This window comes from Chryseobacterium proteolyticum (assembly GCF_046591535.1).
In the GTDB taxonomy this organism is placed as follows: Bacteria; Bacteroidota; Bacteroidia; order Flavobacteriales; family Weeksellaceae; genus Chryseobacterium; species Chryseobacterium proteolyticum.
In genome coordinates this window covers 813,096-829,829 of sequence record NZ_JBJLWK010000001.1, presented here as the reverse complement: position 1 = coordinate 829,829, position 16,734 = coordinate 813,096, and the positions used below count along the sequence as shown (strand labels likewise).

Here is a 16,734-nt window from a genome sequence, read left to right as displayed (position 1 = left end):
TATTTTCAAGAAAGTGTAACTTTGGTTACACTTTTTTTTATGTAATGTAAATCTGATTTTATGAAGAGTATGATCATGTTGTTTATGATGATGGGAATTGTGTTAAACGCCCAGAATTTTAAAACCAAAAGGGGTATTATAAGTCTTGATGGAGTACATGTTGCTAAAATTTCAAATAAATCAAGTGAGTACACTTTTATGGATCTGAAGGAGACGCCTATTTATACAATAGAATTTGTTGATAAAAGCGTCGTGGATTCTGTAAGGGACAGTTACATAAAATTGAACAGAGTATACAACAGGGATAAGACCATTGAGTTGGATTACAGCTCTCCTTCGGCCTTTTCCGGTGAAGAAAGATCTGCAGTATATACTTGTATAAAAGACCTCAAGATAATTGATAACAAAGGTATTAATGTTAAGAATTTAGATGAGCTTTTTCAAAATACACCCAAAAGAAAACTCGATACTAAAACCAAGGATGCTTATTCCATACGGAGTAAAATTGACAAAATGAAAATTGAAGTCAACAATGTAGGGGAAATTCTCAGCAATGGTGTCCCGGTCGGATATTTTACGAATTTGCCGGTAAGCTTCGGATCTGATGATAAGATTGCTGAGAAAACATTTGTAGATATTGAAATCTATGATGCCAAGAGCAAATATATTGGCAAATACATTACCACTACCAAGCAGATCAAAACAGCCGGTGGAAAAAGTTTTACATTGTACAGGGAAATGTCCGGAAGGGCTTCAATTTTAAAATTTCCGACCTATAAAACTATTGCAGAACGGATGGCAATTTTAGATCCGAATTTTATTAAAATTCAGGAAAAGGTTGTTGTAGGACAGGTCGTAAAAGATGGTGTAGAGAAATAAAAGTTTAGTGTTTAATAATTTAATTGTCTATGGAATGCCGGGTTTGATTCATTTATAAAAATCAATCAAAATTTGGATCAGCTAAAGATCCCGGTAGACTTCTCAATTAGAAACTACAAACTTAAAATGACACCATTATCTTTAAGTTGCTGTATAGGTTTTGAAAACCAGAACAGTTCAAAATCCTCGAAGTTCTCTTCAAACTGAATTTTAAGCTGTTGCAGGGTTGTCTTTTTTGCATTTTCAATGGCGTTTTCCGCAAGCACTTTCATGAGCCATTCTGCTTTTGGCTGCTCCAGATCTATTTTTACGATATTTGTTTTTAAATGGAATGTCAGTTGTGTATATGCCCACGAATTTTGTTTCTTTGTTTTTATGTAATTCTCGGCAACAACATTTCTGTCCATAAAAATAACCTTTGAGTTTCCTTTAAAAACAAAATTATCTTCTTCTAAAAGGCAATCGTGGATATAATTGGGGTGAATGGTTGTTTTGGGAATTTTAAAATCAAACCAATCCTGTAATGGGATATCAAAATTGATTCCGTGCATATAATTGAAAAGCGATTTTTTTAATCCGAAACTGAATTTACTATGGTCAATTCCTGTTTTATCTGTAAAATCAATATCGTTATTGGCAAATAAAATCTCCTGTTTAATAGGAGTAACGCCAAATTCTTCAGGATGTAAACCCACCGGAGAATGAGCCGTCATGGCAAACTGATGCCAGAATCCACTTTGCAGAATTCCCATTTCAAAGAGCTGCCGCACCATTTCGAGTGAATCAATTGTTTCCTGTACAGTTTGGGTAGGGTAGCCGTACATAAGGTAAGCATGAATCATTATACCGGCTTCAGTGAAATTTCTTGTAACCTGAGCCACCTGATCAACGGAAATCCCTTTATCAATCAATTTTAAAAGACGGTCACTGGCTACTTCCAGTCCTCCTGAAACAGCAACACAACCTGAAAGCTTCAGTAAAAAACAAAGATCTCGGGTAAAACTCTTTTCAAAACGGATATTGGTCCACCAGGTCACCACGAGATTCCTGCGCAAAATTTCCAGCGCAACTTCTCTCATTAAAGCGGGTGGGGCAGCTTCATCCACAAAATGAAAACCGGTTTCTCCAGTTTCTTTAATCAGCTCTTCCATCCTGTCGACCAGGATTTTTGCAGAAACAGGCTCGTAGATTCTGATGTAATCCAGCGAAATATCACAAAAAGTACATTTTCCCCAATAGCATCCATGAGCCATTGTAAGCTTGTTCCATCTTCCGTCACTCCACAGACTGTGCATTGGGTTGGCAATTTCAATGACTGAAATATATTGATCGAGTAAAAGATCTGTATATTCCGGTGTTCCTACCTGTGCCTGTTTATAGTCGTGTCGTTTAGAGTTATTCTTATAAGTTACCGTATGGTTCTCAATGAGGAAAGTTCTTTTAAATTCGGCTTCTTCAGTTGGGTTATTTAGATGGTTATAAAGAAGCTCAATTGGGAGTTCGCCATCATCTAAAGTAATAAAATCGAAGAATTCGAAAACCCTGGGATCTTTTATTTCTCTTAATTCCGTGTTTGGAAAGCCACCACCCATCGCTGTTTTAATGTTTGGGAAATTTTTCTTGATGTATTGGGCACATCGAAAAGCGGAGTACAAATTCCCCGGAAAGGGGATAGAGAAACAGACAAGTTTGGGTTGTACGGTCTGTAGCTTTTCCGCTAAAATTTCTAATGTGATATCATCAATAAATGTTTGCCGGTCTGATAATTTGGAATATAGCTCGTCAAAAGAATTGGCACTTTTCCCCAGGCGTTCTGCATACCGGCTGAAACCAAAATCGGAATCTATATTTTCAACAATATAATCAGATAGATCCTCCAAATACAATGTGGCCAAGTGTTTTGCTTTATCCTGAAGCCCCATGTTTCCGAAAGCAAATTCCATATCATCCAGCTGATTGAACCGGGAAGCTTCCGGTAAAAAATTCATGCTACAGATCTGGCGGGCCAAAGTGGCATTTTTACCTTGCAGGAAATGAATGACCTGATCAATTGTTTTTACATATTCGTCCCTTAGAGCGAAAATCCTTTGGGTATTTTCTGACAACTTTTCAAGATCAATTTTCCTGGAAAAAATGTTCTGAAGACCCTCTTTTGAAAAAAGTTCCAAAATAACTTCAATCCCCAAATCGATCTGATAGCTGGTAATATTTTTGGTATTTAAAAAACCTTTAATATAAGCCGTGGCAGGATAAGGAGTATTAAGTTGGGTAAAAGGCGGAGTAATCAGAAGAAGATCTTTCAATAGGAATTTTTTTGCAAAATTATCACATCTATATCATACAAAAAAATTAATGGCCTGTAAAAGATGAATTGAACTTATTTTTGTAAGCCGAATTTAGCAATGGTAGAATTTATTTTCTTTATCCATTCATTAGGTTTGGTAGAATAACCTGTGGAAGCAATAGCTTTAACCCAATCGTTACTGTTGTTATTATCTTTTAACCGGGTATAAATTTTCTTTTTAGAAAGCATACGGCAAAAAGCTTCATAGCTTTCGCGAACGGTACTAAAGCTTTTAAATTTAGAATTATTCACATCGTTCTTTCCCAAAATACCAAAGTGATTATTAAGGGTTTTGCTAGCCTTGCTGGTTCCGGCTCCGGACTCCACAATAGCTATCGCGAGTATGATCGAGCTTGGAATCCCGTATTGTTTTGAGAGATCTGCTGCAATATCTTTATGGTTATCTATATAAGAATGCTGGGCATTAGCTGTTGTAAAGAAAAGCGTAAGAAACAGGCCGATAATTGCTGTTTTAATATTTCTAGAATTTCTCATAATACATCTATTTTGATATCAATCTATTAGATAAAATAATGACTTTTAAAAAATTAAAAGACAGATACTTACCACTCATTCAGAAGTGGATTATAGATAAAAAGGCCATTGTATTTCAAATGGCCTTTTGTATTGTTTTAAATTTCTTTAAACTGAACGTTGTTCTCCTTCAGATAATTATCAGCTTGCTCCTTATAATGACCACCCACCAGTTTATCGTGAATAGCTTCAAAGGCAGCTAATGTTTCATTGATCTCAGCATCTGTATGAGACGCTGTTGGAATCAATCTTAGTAATATCATTCCTTTAGGAATTACCGGGTAAACAACTACAGATGTGAAAATTCCGTAAATTTCTCTTAAATCTTTAACCAAAAGAGTTGCTTCTACCGGTGTTCCCTGCATCATTACTGGCGTTACGCAAGTATTACTGTCTCCAATGTTGAAACCTCTTTCTTTAAGACCGTTTTGCAGTTTATAGGTGTTTTCCCAAAGTTTAGCTTTAATTTCAGGTCTTGTTCTTAAAAGCTCTAATCTTTTAAGCCCTCCGATAACCATTGGCATCGTCAGGGATTTTGCAAAGATTTGTGATCTTAAGTTGAATTTTAAGTATCTGATGATTTCTTTATCTCCGGCAATGAAAGCTCCGAAACCTGCCATTGACTTAGCGAAAGTAGAGAAATATACATCGATTTTATCCTGACATCCTTGTTCTTCTCCAGCTCCGGCTCCTGTTTTTCCAAGAGTTCCGAATCCATGAGCGTCATCTACAAGAAGTCTGAAGTTATATTTTGATTTCAGGTCACAGATTTCCTTAAGCTTCCCCTGCTGACCTCTCATTCCGAAAACCCCTTCTGTAATTACCAGAATACCACCACCGGTTTCTTCAGCTACTTTTGTTGCTCTCTGAAGGTTTTTTTCAAGACTTTCTATATCATTGTGTCTATAGGTAAATCTTTTTCCGGAGTGAAGTCTTACCCCGTCTACGATACATGCATGTGAATCTACATCATATACGATTACATCATTTCTGCTAACCAAAGCGTCAATGGTAGAAACCATTCCCTGGTAACCGAAATTTAATAAATAAGCAGATTCTTTCTGAACAAAATCAGCAAGCTCCCTTTCCAGTTGTAAATGCTGTTCTGTTTCCCCGGACATTGCCCTTGCTCCCATTGGATAAAACATCCCGTATTCAGCAGCGGCTTTTGCATCGGCTTCCAAAACTTCAGGATGATTACATAATCCTAAATAATCGTTAGCACTCCAGAAAATGACTTCTCTTCCCTGAAACTGCATTCTAGGTCCGATTGGCCCTTCAAGTCTCGGGAAAATAAAATAGCCTTCTCCATAATCTGCAAATTGTCCAAGAGGTCCTGGATTTTCTTTTATTCTTTCAAAAATATCCAACATTTTATAAGTGATTTTATTTAATTAAAAAAAGCCTTTTGTGATCTACAAAAAAGGCTTGATTTGTATGGTAATTATTTCTATTTGATGAATTCTGTCTTGAAAACTTCATCGTAGTTGTGAACACAATTGTTTACAAAACCTTGTTCCGCCATCCATTTGTCGCTGTATACCTTGGTAATGTATCTTGATCCGTGATCAGGATAAATTAATACAACCAGGTCATCTTTTGAAAATTCGTTAGATTGAGCATATTGTATAAGCGCCTGGGTAACAGCTCCGGTCGTATAACCTCCCATGATAGCCTCTTTCAGAGCTATTTCACGGGTTCTGTAGGCAGACATTTCATCATTCACTCTTACAAACTGGTCGACTTTATCAAAAAGTAAGGCGGCAGGAATAAGATTTTTTCCCATTCCTTCAATCTGATAGGGGTGAACATCTTCTTTATGGATTTCTCCGGTTTCATGATAACTTTTCAGAATAGATCCGTCTGCATCTACTCCTATTATTTTGATATTCGGATTCTTTTCCTTTAAAAATTTTGCTGACCCGGATAAAGTTCCCCCGGTTCCTGTACATGCAAAAAGATGTGTGATTTTTCCTTCTGTCTGCTCCCATATTTCCGGTCCGGTAGTCTGGTAATGGGCATCAATATTCAACTCATTAAAGTATTGGTTGATATAAACAGAATTAGGTGTTTCAGAAGCCACTCTTTTGGCAACCTCATAATAGGATCGGGGATCATTCGCAGGTACGTTAGCAGGGCAAACATACACTACCGCTCCAAGAGCTTTAAGATAGGCAATCTTTTCAGGTTTTGTTTTGTCACTTACAGCAAGAATGCATTTATACCCTTTGATAATGCAAACCATTGCAAGAGAGAATCCTGTATTCCCTGAGGTGGTCTCTACAATTACAGAATCTTCTTTTAATAAACCTTTTTTCTCAGCGTTTTCTATAATGTGAAGTGCGATTCTATCTTTAGTGGAATGTCCAGGATTATATGATTCTAACTTGGCATAAACAGTTGCAGGAATATCTTTCGTTACAGTATTTAGCTTCACCATAGGAGTGTTTCCTATTAGGCCAAGGATATTATCGTAAACATTACTCATTATTTGCTATTTTTCAATAAAAATCTGAGGGCAAAAATACAAAAAAATAAATAATTTCTAAACTTTTGTTTGATTTCTAAGCTGTCATTACTTAAATCGATATTTTTCCTTCCTCAATGGTTACAGACTTATTAACGCAAATACCACACCAGTATTTTAAAAATTTGTTAAAATCGATATAAAATCATATAAAAGCCCTATTTTCGCGTAATTGATTTTATACTATGAAAAACTGGACTTTTAGGCAATGGAACACCGTTTTAGGATGGGTGATTTTCGTCATTGCATTTTTCACGTACTTATCAACAATAGAACCCAAGCTGAGTTTCTGGGATTGTGGTGAGTACATATCTTCTGCAGTAAAATTAGAGGTAACGCACGCTCCCGGGGCTGCTTTATTCCAGATTGTGGGCGCTGTAGCGGCCATTTTTGCATTAGGAAAAGGCGAAAATTATTCTATCGTAATCAATGCAATGTCTGCCACGTTCAGTGCTTTTACGATCTTGTTTTTATTCTGGACCATTACGCATTTTGTAAGACGATTACTGAATAAAGATTTTGAAGAAGTAACCAAACATCAGGAAATTTCGATTCTTTTTGCCGGGGTAATAGGCGCATTGTGTTTTACATTTTCCGATACTTTCTGGTTTTCGGCGGTTGAAGGGGAAGTGTATTCCATGGCTTCAATGTTTATTGCGCTTTTGGTATGGCTGATCACCAAATGGGAAAATGAGTATAACACTTCGGACAATGAAAGATGGATCATTCTTATTTTCTTTATTGTTGGACTTTCAGTAGGTGTACACATGATGTGTATGTTATCTCTTCCCGCAATCTGCCTGGTATACTACGCCAGAAACTATAAGTTCACGTGGAAAAATTTCATCTGGGCAAATCTGATCACGTTGGGGATTCTGATTATTGTATTTAAAATTATTTTCCCACTCATCATGACGATGTTTGGTAAACTAGAGATATTCTTCGTCAATGGTTTGGGACTTCCTTTCCATTCAGGAACAATTGCTGCTTTTATTCTTATGGTAGCAATATGCTATTTCATGATTAAATATGCGAGAAAAAGTAAAAAAAGCATTTATCAGACCGTAGCATTATCAATTGTTTATATGGTGATCGGCTTCTCATGTTGGATGGTCATTCCAATCAGAGCTAACGCAAACCCGCCAATGAACCTGAATGATCCCGATACGGCTATCGGTATGCTAGATTATTATAACAGAGAACAATATGGAGACTGGCCGACAATTTACGGGCAAAACTATACCGCTTTCCTTGATGCCAACGGAATTGAGAAAAATGAAGACGGAAGCTTTAAAACGAAGAAGACCGGCGACATTTATGAAAAGGATGAAAAAACAGGAACCTATAGAAAAACAGGAGAACGTTTTAACTATGTTTTCAGTAAGTCCCAGGTAAGTTTAATGCCGAGAATGTTCAATGAGGACAAATCGGTGATGGCGAACTACATTTCAATGTATGGAGCTCCTGATTTTACCTTCAATTATGGAAATGAAGATGTGGCAGATAATCCTCAGGCAAAAGAGATCTTCAATGAACTGAGAAAGAAATACGAAGATAAAACGATTACAGCGGCAGATTACCTGAAAGTAAAGCCGTACGATCTTATTAATGTTCAGAAGCCTTCTCTGGCTCAGAATATGGATTACTTTATTACTTTCCAGAACGGATATTACTTTGTAAGATATCTGATGTGGAATTTTGTAGGAAGACAGAATGATCTTGAGGGGAATATGGAAAATACAAAAGGAAACTGGATTTCCGGATTTTCTTTTATAGATAATGCCATGTGGGGAAATCAGGATAAGATGCCTGCTAAATTTAAAAATGAAAGCACGGTTGCCTTTTTCTTTTTACCTCTTATTTTGGGATTAATCGGATTCTTCTTCCAGCTTAACAGGGATTTTGGAAGATTCTATGCTATATTATCATTATTCGTTATTACCAGCGTTGGAATTATTTTCTATACAGGTGTAAAACCATTTGAACCTAGGGAGAGGGATTATGCGATGGTAGGCTCATTCTATGCTTTTGCTATATGGATAGGTTTAGGAGCGGGTGCTATTTTATGGTTCTTACAGTCTAAAGTAAAGTCCGGTGCAGCGAATATTGTTGCGGGAGTGATTTTACTGGGTATACCTTTTATGATGGGATTCCAGAACTATAATGTACATGACAGAAGTAACCGGTATACAGCATATGATTATTCTTATTCCGTATTAAAATCATTGCCAAAAGAGGATATTTTATTTGTATACGGTGATAATGATACATATCCGGTTTGGGCGATTCAGGAAACCGAAAATTTCCGTGATGATGTAAAAGTGGTCAACTTTACTTTGCTATCAACACCATGGAACATTGACCAGGTAAAAAGAAAAACCTATAATGCCAATGCCATTCCAAGCCAGTTAACTCACGAAGACTACAGGGATGGTGTGAATGATCAGATCTACCTGATGAAAAAAGAAGACTGGCAGAATATCTTCAATAACCTTCAGGAACAAGGAGCCTCTTCTACGGAATTCCAGGCTTTTAGAAAGTATCTTACCCAGGATTCCATTACTCTAAAAGAAGCAATCAATTTCATCAAAATGAAATCCCCTGAAAAGGATGAAATTCTTAAAATGATCTTCGGAGAGGCGCGTTATGAAAAATACAACTTCTTACCGGTGAGTAAATTTATTTTACCTGTCAACAAGGAGAATGCTTTAAAAGCAGGGATTATCAATCCGAGCGATCTTCCTAATACTGTTAATCAGATCATGATTGATTATAAAGCCAATACTCTTTATAAGAACAACCTGATGATGTTTGATATTCTGGCTAATTTTGATTGGAAAAGACCGATTAACTTCTCCTCAGGCGGAGTATATGACAGCGAAAATATTTTCTATCTGGATGATTATTTGCAATTGGATGGTTTCAGCTACCGACTGATTCCTATTCACACGCCACCTAGCAGCGATGGAGATATGGGAAGGGTAGACGCCAACTCTCTGTACAATGTGGTGAAAAACTTCAAATGGGGTAATTTTAAAGACTTAAATGCTCATTTTGATGAAACCGCAACTTCCAATATCATCAGCTATAGAAGTGCAGCGAGCAGAGCAGCAGCAGCCCTTTCTTTAAAAGGTGAAAAAGCTAAAGCGATCGAGTTACTGGACCTTGCTGCTAAGGAAATTCCGGTAGAAAAATACAATGATCCACGCTCATTAAGTTCAATTGTGTACGGATATATTGTAGCAGGACAGGAACAAAAAGGATTGAAACTGGCAGAAGTTCTTAAGAAAGGAATATTCGAAGAATATGATTACTATTTAAGCCTTAGCCCTGGTGATCAGAGATACCTGAGAAGACAAATGGGAGCTAAACCTATGGAATATTCTCTTGTGGTTTCTGCTGTAACTACAGCTTACAACGCTATTGGGCAGAAAGATAAAGCATACGACTACCTTGTGAAATCTATTGAGCCTATTGATAAAAAGTTCAATGTGTTCATCAAAGATCTTCAGCAAATGGGTAAAGAAAAAGCGATGAATGAATCTGAAAATGTACAAAGAATCACTCCGTTTTATCAGTACTTATTTGATATTATGAAACCTTTTGATTCTACTTATTCCAAAGAAAAAGAGCATCAGATTACAACAGCGATTATGAAAGCGACCCAATAAAAGGCTTTCAAAACATACTTAAAACGGAACTTCGGTTCCGTTTTTTTTTTGCTTTGGATGTAATAAAATTAAGTGGTTAAATGTCTTACAGAGAATAGCTATATTATTAAAGATATCACTGGAAAATAATCCTTGACCGCTTAATAATTTGTAGGCAAAGATAAACTGATATATTATATGAAAAACTGGACTTTCAGGCAATGGAACACCGTTTTAGGATGGGTGATTTTCGTCATTGCATTTATTACTTATTTATCAACGATAGAACATTATTTGAGCTTTTGGGACTGTGGTGAGTACATATCTTCTGCAGTAAAATTAGAGGTAACGCACGCTCCCGGGGCTGCTTTATTCCAGATTGTGGGCGCTGTAGCGGCCATTTTTGCATTAGGAAAAGGCGAAAATTATTCTATCGTAATCAATGCAATGTCTGCTACGTTCAGTGCTTTTACGATCTTGTTTTTATTCTGGACCATTACGCATTTTGTAAGACGATTACTGAATAAAGATTTTGAAGAAGTAACCAAACATCAGGAAATTTCGATTCTTTTTGCCGGGGTAGTAGGCGCATTGTGTTTTACATTTTCCGATACTTTTTGGTTTTCGGCGGTTGAAGGGGAAGTGTATTCCATGGCTTCGATGTTTATTGCGCTTTTGGTATGGCTGATCACCAAATGGGAAAATGAGTATAACACTTCGGACAATGAAAGATGGATCATTCTTATTTTCTTTATCGTTGGACTTTCAGTAGGTGTACACATGATGTGTATGTTATCTCTTCCCGCAATCTGCCTGGTATACTACGCCAGAAACTATAAGTTCACGTGGAAAAATTTCATCTGGGCAAATCTGATCACGTTGGGGATTCTGATTATTGTATTTAAAATTATTTTCCCACTCATCATGACGATGTTTGGTAAACTAGAGATATTCTTCGTCAATGGTTTGGGACTTCCTTTCCATTCAGGAACAATTGCTGCTTTTATTCTTATGGTAGCAATATGCTATTTCATGATTAAATATGCGAGAAAAAGTAAAAAAAGCATTTATCAGACCGTAGCATTATCAATTGTTTATATGGTAATCGGCTTCTCATGTTGGATGGTCATTCCAATCAGAGCTAACGCAAACCCGCCAATGAACCTGAATGATCCCGATACGGCTATCGGTATGCTTGATTATTATAACAGAGCTCAATATGGAGACTGGCCGACAATTTACGGGCAAAACTATACCGCTTTCCTTGATGCCAACGGAATTGAGAAAAATGAAGACGGAAGTTTTAAAACAAAGAAAACCGGCGACATTTATGAAAAGGATGAAAAAACAGGAACCTATAGAAAAACAGGAGAACGTTTTAACTATGTTTTCAGTAAGTCCCAGGTAAGTTTAATGCCCAGAATGTTTAACGAAGATAAAGATGTTATGGCGAACTATATTTCAATGTATGGGGCTCCTGACTTCACCTTCAATTATGGAAATGAAGATGTGGCAGATAATCCTCAGGCAAAAGAGATCTTCAATGAACTGAGAAAGAAATACGAAGATAAAACGATTACGGCAGCAGATTACCTGAAAGTAAAGCCATACGATCTTATTAATGTTCAGAAGCCTTCTCTGGCTCAGAATATGGATTACTTCATTACTTTCCAGAACGGATATTACTTTGTAAGATATCTGATGTGGAATTTTGTAGGAAGGCAAAACGACAGAGAAGGACATATGGAAAGTACCAATGGAAACTGGATTTCCGGATTTTCTTTTATAGATAATGCCATGTGGGGAAATCAGGATAAGATGCCTGCTAAATTTAAAAATGAAAGCACGGTTGCCTTTTTCTTCTTACCCCTTATTTTAGGATTAATCGGATTCTTCTTCCAGCTTAACAGGGATTTTGGGAGGTTTTATGCATTGCTGTCATTGTTTATTCTCACAGGTGCCGGAATTGTTTTTTATACGGGAGTAAAACCTTTTGAGGTTAGAGAAAGAGATTATGCGATGGTAGGCTCATTCTATGCTTTTGCTATATGGATAGGTTTAGGAGCGGGTGCTATTTTATGGTTCTTACAATCTAAAGTAAAGTCCGGTGCAGCGAATATTGTTGCGGGAGTGGTTTTACTGGGTATACCTTTTATGATGGGATTTCAGAATTATAATACGCATGACCGTAGCCGTAAATCAGCAGCACACGATTATGCCTACTCATTTCTGAAGTCTTTGCCCAAAGAGGATATTATATTTCTTTATGGAGATAATGATACCTTTCCTGTTTGGGCGATTCAGGAAACCGAAAATTTCCGTGATGATGTAAAAACGGTCAACTTTACATTGCTTGCTACTCCCTGGTACTGTGATCAGGTAAAGAGAAAAACCTATAACGCCAATCCAATCCCTGGGGAACTTACTCGTGATGATTATAAAGATGGTGTGAACGATCAGGTTTACATTATGAAAAAAGAAGACTGGCAGAATATTTTTGAAAATCTTAAAGAACATGGAGCGCCTGAAACGGAATTCCAGGCTTTTAGAAAATATCTTACCCAGGATTCCATGACTTTAAAAGAAGCAATCAATTTCATCAAGATGAAATCTCCTGAAAAGGATGAAATTCTTAAAATGATCTTCGGAGAGGCACATTACGAGAAATACAACTTCTTACCAGTGAATAAATTTATTTTACCTGTCAACAAGGAAAATGCTTTAAAAGCAGGGATTATCAATCCAAGTGATCTTCCTAATACTGTAAATCAGATTATGATCGATTATAAAGCGAATACTCTTTTTAAGGGAAACCTTATGATGTTCGATATTTTTGCCAATTTTGATTGGAAAAGACCGATTAACTTCTCCTCAGGTGGAATTTATGACAGTGAAAATATTTTCTATCTGGATGATTATTTACAATTTGATGGTTTCAGTTACCGATTGGTTCCTATTCATACGCCACCTAGCGGCGATGGAGATATGGGAAGGGTAGACGCCAACTCTCTATACAATGTGGTTAAAAACTTCAAATGGGGTAATTTTAAAGATCTTACCAATCATTATGATGAAACTGCAACATCCAATATTATATATTACAGATCAACAGTCAGCAGAGCTGTAGGAGCTTTATCATCCGCCGGACAGAAAGATAAAGCAATTGAATTGTTAGATCTTGCCGCAAAAGAGATCCCGACGGAGAAATACAATGATCCACGCTCATTAAGTTCAATTGTGTACGGATATATTGTAGCAGGACAGGAACAAAAAGGATTAAAATTGGCAGAAGTTCTTAAGAAAGGAATATTTGAAGAATATGATTACTATTTAAGCCTTAGCCCTGGTGATCAGAGATACCTGAGAAGACAAATGGGATCTAAACCTATGGAATATTCTCTTGTGGTTTCTGCTGTAACTTCTGCATACAAAGCTATTGGGCTGAAAGATAAAGCATATGATTATCTTGTGAAGTCGATAGAGCCTATAGATAAAAAGTTCAATGTATTCATTAAAGGCCTCCAGCAAATGGGTAAGGAAAAAGCGATGAATGAATCTGAAAATGTACAAAGAATCACTCCGTTCTATCAGTACTTATTTGATATTATGAAACCTTTTGATTCTACTTATTCCAAAGAAAAAGAACAGCAGATTACAACAGCGATTATGAAAGCTACCCAATAAAGGGCTTTCAAAACATACTTAAAACGGAACTTCGGTTCCGTTTTTTTGTTATTGTATTCATAAATTTTTAAGGTTATATTTGTGGCATTAAAGAAGCACAATGTCTGAAAGAACAACTAAACTTCCAATCTATGCTGTAATTTTTACAGTGGTTTTTAAGCTCCTTTTCTTACTGACGCACCATATTCAGGAGGATGCATTCATCACCTGGCGGGTCGCACAGAATTTAATGGATTATGGAGTAATAGGGTTTAACGGAGATACAAAAATATCGGCATCTACAACGCACCTGTATGTTTTTGTTTCCTACCTGTTCAACCTTATTTTCGGTAAAGAATACTTTATTGAACCTCTTCTTATTTTCAACTCCATATTATTTACAATAGGAAGTTTATTCTTATCTCATCTGCTTTTAAAAAATCCATGGCATAAAGCTGTTTTTATTTTTCTGTTTGGAATTTTACCACCTTCAATAAAAATTTCAATTCTGGGAATGGAATACGGGCTTCTCTTCTTCCTTGAAATGGCTTTGCTGTATTATGGTTTTAAAAAGGAAAAGAAATGGGCATTTATTGTACTTCCTATCCTTATTTTATTTACAAGAATTGATACTGTTATTTTTTTAGGTATTGTATTTCTGGTCGATATATTCTGGAATAAGAAAATACGATGGAGCTACATTTTAGGTGGAATACTGGGGATTTCCTTTGCCCTGGCGTTCAATTGGTTTTATTTTGGAGAATGGGTTAACAATACCATTGTTGCTAAAAAACTACTTTATGATAAGAATTTTACATTCGGGCAGGATGTGGAATATTTTATTTCTAACTACGGAAACTTCTGGGGAATGCTCAAATTACCCGGCGATTTTAATCCGTTTACAATCGTTGTGCTGCTTTTTGAATTGGCCTGTTTTGTTTTTCTGGTCCGCCAAAGAGAAAAGAGGAATTATTTCTTATGGATGATTTTCATTTTTGGATGGGTGAAGCAACTGGTCTTTCTTTCTCAGAAAAGTTTATTCGACTGGTATTACTGGGTTCCTCAGATTTTACTTTTTGTCCCGGTCCTTATTTTTGTGCTCGAACAAAAGGTCAAAAGAGATCTATGGCTGTTTTTATTGATTATTATTTATATCGTTCCTATGATGATTTTCCAGACCATACATTCTATTGCAACGGGCAACGGAGAATGGAATTACAGAAGATCGATCGGAACTTCCTTAAACTTTTATGAAAAAGATAAAAATCAGTGGATCTTACTAGAACCAGCAGGATATGTACCTTATTTTTCTGGGTTGAAGACAATTGATGAAGTTGGTTTGGTGGATAAACAGATTCAGACCGAAATCAAGAAAGATAAAGCCAATTACTGGATCAACACCGTTAAAAACAGAAAACCAAAATATCTGCTTTCTTATAATGACTTATTTAAAGGAAAAGATGCGGAATATTATAAAACTCACTACAGATTATTGGAAGAATTCAGGATAAAAGACCATCTAAAAAGTGAAAATACAATTATGGAAAAGATTTATCGTCTTAAACCTTCCGGAACGGATTATAATTTGTACGTTAGGATTAAGTAACACGTAGTTGCTCTCAACTTTGACAAACCTGTAATAATCAAACCTTAAAAAACTAAAACTATGAAATACTGTGCTTTTCTTCGAGGTGTGAATGTAAAAGGAACGAACATGAAAATGGCCGATGTTTGTAAAGTCTTTGAAAAAGCCGGAATGAAAAACGTAAGCTCTATTCTGGCTTCCGGAAATATTGTTTTTTCTTCCGATAAGAATGTGGCAGATCTTAAAAAAATTCTGGAAGCAGCAATGTCTGAACATTTTTCTTATGATGCTTTTCTTTTTATCAGGTCTGGTGCTGAAATTGAAAACTTCTGGAACGGAAATCCCTTTGAAAAAAACGAAGATTTTCATAGCTATACTTTTATAGGAAATGAAGGTGTAGAAGCTATTTTAATGAAAGAATTTGAATTGTCTTCCAAAGCTGAAAATGAGAAGGGTGAGATTATCAATGATATTTTTTACTGGCAGGTTCCTAAGGGGAATACATTAGACTCCAGCTTCGGGAAAATTCTGGGAAAGAAAAGTATGAAAGACCAGTTTACCAGTAGAAATATTAATACTTTTGAGAAAATTCTTAAGAAGATGGAGTCTTAATATTATTAATGTTTTGGAAAAAGACCTTGAAATTCCAGTAATATTAAGGCTTTAAATAATTTCGGATTCTGAAACATTATAAGTATTTTTACTGAACTTTTTAATTATAATAAAATGATTCAGTATTTAGATAATATCCATCACAAAGATTCAAAAAACTTTTTTCTTACAGCAGGACCTTGTATCATCGAAGGCGAAGACATGGCATTGAGGATTGCTGAAAAAGTAATAGAAATTACCAACAAATATAATATACCATATATTTTTAAAGGAAGCTTCAAGAAAGCCAACAGAAGTAGAGTAGATTCCTTTACTACGATCGGGGAAGAAAAGTCTCTTGAAATTCTAAAAAAAAGTTGGGGAAACTTTTAATATTCCTACAACAACAGATATTCATGAAAATGAGCATGCAGCTTTGGCTGCCCAGTATGTAGATATTTTACAGATTCCCGCATTTTTAGTCCGTCAGACGGATCTTTTGGTGGCAGCAGCGAAAACCGGAAAATGTGTGACCCTGAAAAAAGGACAGTTCCTGTCTCCGGAATCTATGAAATTCGCTGTTCAGAAAATAACAGATTCCGATAATCAGAAAGTAGCAATTATTGAAAGAGGAAATTCTTTCGGCTATACAGACCTTATCGTTGACTACAGAGGGATTCCTACTATGAGGCAATATGCCCCTGTTATTCTGGATGTTACCCATTCTTTACAACAGCCTAATCAGAATTCAGGAGTTACTGGAGGAAGACCAGACCTGATTGAAACAATTGCAAAAGCTGGAATTGCAGTAGGGGCGGATGGACTTTTCATAGAAACACATCCTACACCGGAAACGGCGTTATCTGATGGAGCTAATATGTTAAGGCTGGATTTATTAGAAGATTTGTTACAAAAATTAACAAGAATTAGAGAATCGATTTTGTAATTGTTAAAAAATACT

General features: G+C 36.2%; 9 protein-coding genes and 1 pseudogene. 6 read left to right on the top strand and 4 right to left on the bottom strand.

The window, feature by feature from the left end:
• Positions 1–60 precede the first annotated feature (60 nt).
• Entirely contained in the window at positions 61–879 is an 819-nt protein-coding gene (locus ACJ5H0_RS03770) for a hypothetical protein (RefSeq protein ID WP_411247372.1), read from the top strand.
• A gap of 113 nt (positions 880–992) precedes the next feature.
• Here ACJ5H0_RS03770 and ACJ5H0_RS03765 read toward each other — a convergent pair whose 3' ends face one another.
• The 4 genes from ACJ5H0_RS03765 to ACJ5H0_RS03750 all read right to left on the bottom strand — a co-directional run bounded on the left by ACJ5H0_RS03765 (position 993) and on the right by ACJ5H0_RS03750 (position 6,245).
• Entirely contained in the window at positions 993–3,182 is a 2,190-nt protein-coding gene (locus ACJ5H0_RS03765) for a B12-binding domain-containing radical SAM protein (protein ID WP_411247369.1), read from the bottom strand.
• A 74-nt stretch (positions 3,183–3,256) separates the two neighbouring features.
• Positions 3,257–3,718 (bottom strand): glucosaminidase domain-containing protein, encoded by a 462-nt coding sequence (locus ACJ5H0_RS03760; RefSeq protein WP_411247366.1) that lies wholly within the window; start codon positions 3,716–3,718, stop codon positions 3,257–3,259.
• Between the two features lie 137 nt (positions 3,719–3,855).
• Complete coding sequence (locus ACJ5H0_RS03755; RefSeq protein WP_172279656.1) at positions 3,856–5,127, bottom strand: aminotransferase class I/II-fold pyridoxal phosphate-dependent enzyme; 1,272 nt, start codon at positions 5,125–5,127, stop codon at positions 3,856–3,858.
• A gap of 80 nt (positions 5,128–5,207) precedes the next feature.
• Positions 5,208–6,245 (bottom strand): PLP-dependent cysteine synthase family protein, encoded by a 1,038-nt coding sequence (locus tag ACJ5H0_RS03750; RefSeq protein WP_273648147.1) that lies wholly within the window; start codon positions 6,243–6,245, stop codon positions 5,208–5,210.
• A 224-nt stretch (positions 6,246–6,469) separates the two neighbouring features.
• Here ACJ5H0_RS03750 and ACJ5H0_RS03745 point away from each other — a divergent pair, with 224 nt between their 5' ends.
• The 5 genes and pseudogenes from ACJ5H0_RS03745 (at position 6,470) to kdsA (ending at position 16,719) form a co-directional block, all read left to right on the top strand.
• The gene (locus ACJ5H0_RS03745; protein ID WP_411247363.1) at positions 6,470–9,955 is read left to right on the top strand and encodes a glycosyltransferase family 117 protein; all 3,486 of its coding nucleotides are present in this window, start codon (positions 6,470–6,472) and stop codon (positions 9,953–9,955) included.
• Between the two features lie 177 nt (positions 9,956–10,132).
• Entirely contained in the window at positions 10,133–13,618 is a 3,486-nt protein-coding gene (locus ACJ5H0_RS03740) for a glycosyltransferase family 117 protein (protein ID WP_411247359.1), read from the top strand.
• A 100-nt stretch (positions 13,619–13,718) separates the two neighbouring features.
• Entirely contained in the window at positions 13,719–15,203 is a 1,485-nt protein-coding gene (locus ACJ5H0_RS03735; protein WP_411247356.1) for an LTA synthase family protein, read from the top strand.
• Between the two features lie 60 nt (positions 15,204–15,263).
• Entirely contained in the window at positions 15,264–15,794 is a 531-nt protein-coding gene (locus ACJ5H0_RS03730) for a DUF1697 domain-containing protein (RefSeq protein ID WP_273648143.1), read from the top strand.
• A gap of 114 nt (positions 15,795–15,908) precedes the next feature.
• Positions 15,909–16,719, top strand: a pseudogene (gene kdsA / locus ACJ5H0_RS03725) (3-deoxy-8-phosphooctulonate synthase).
• Positions 16,720–16,734 lie beyond the last annotated feature (15 nt).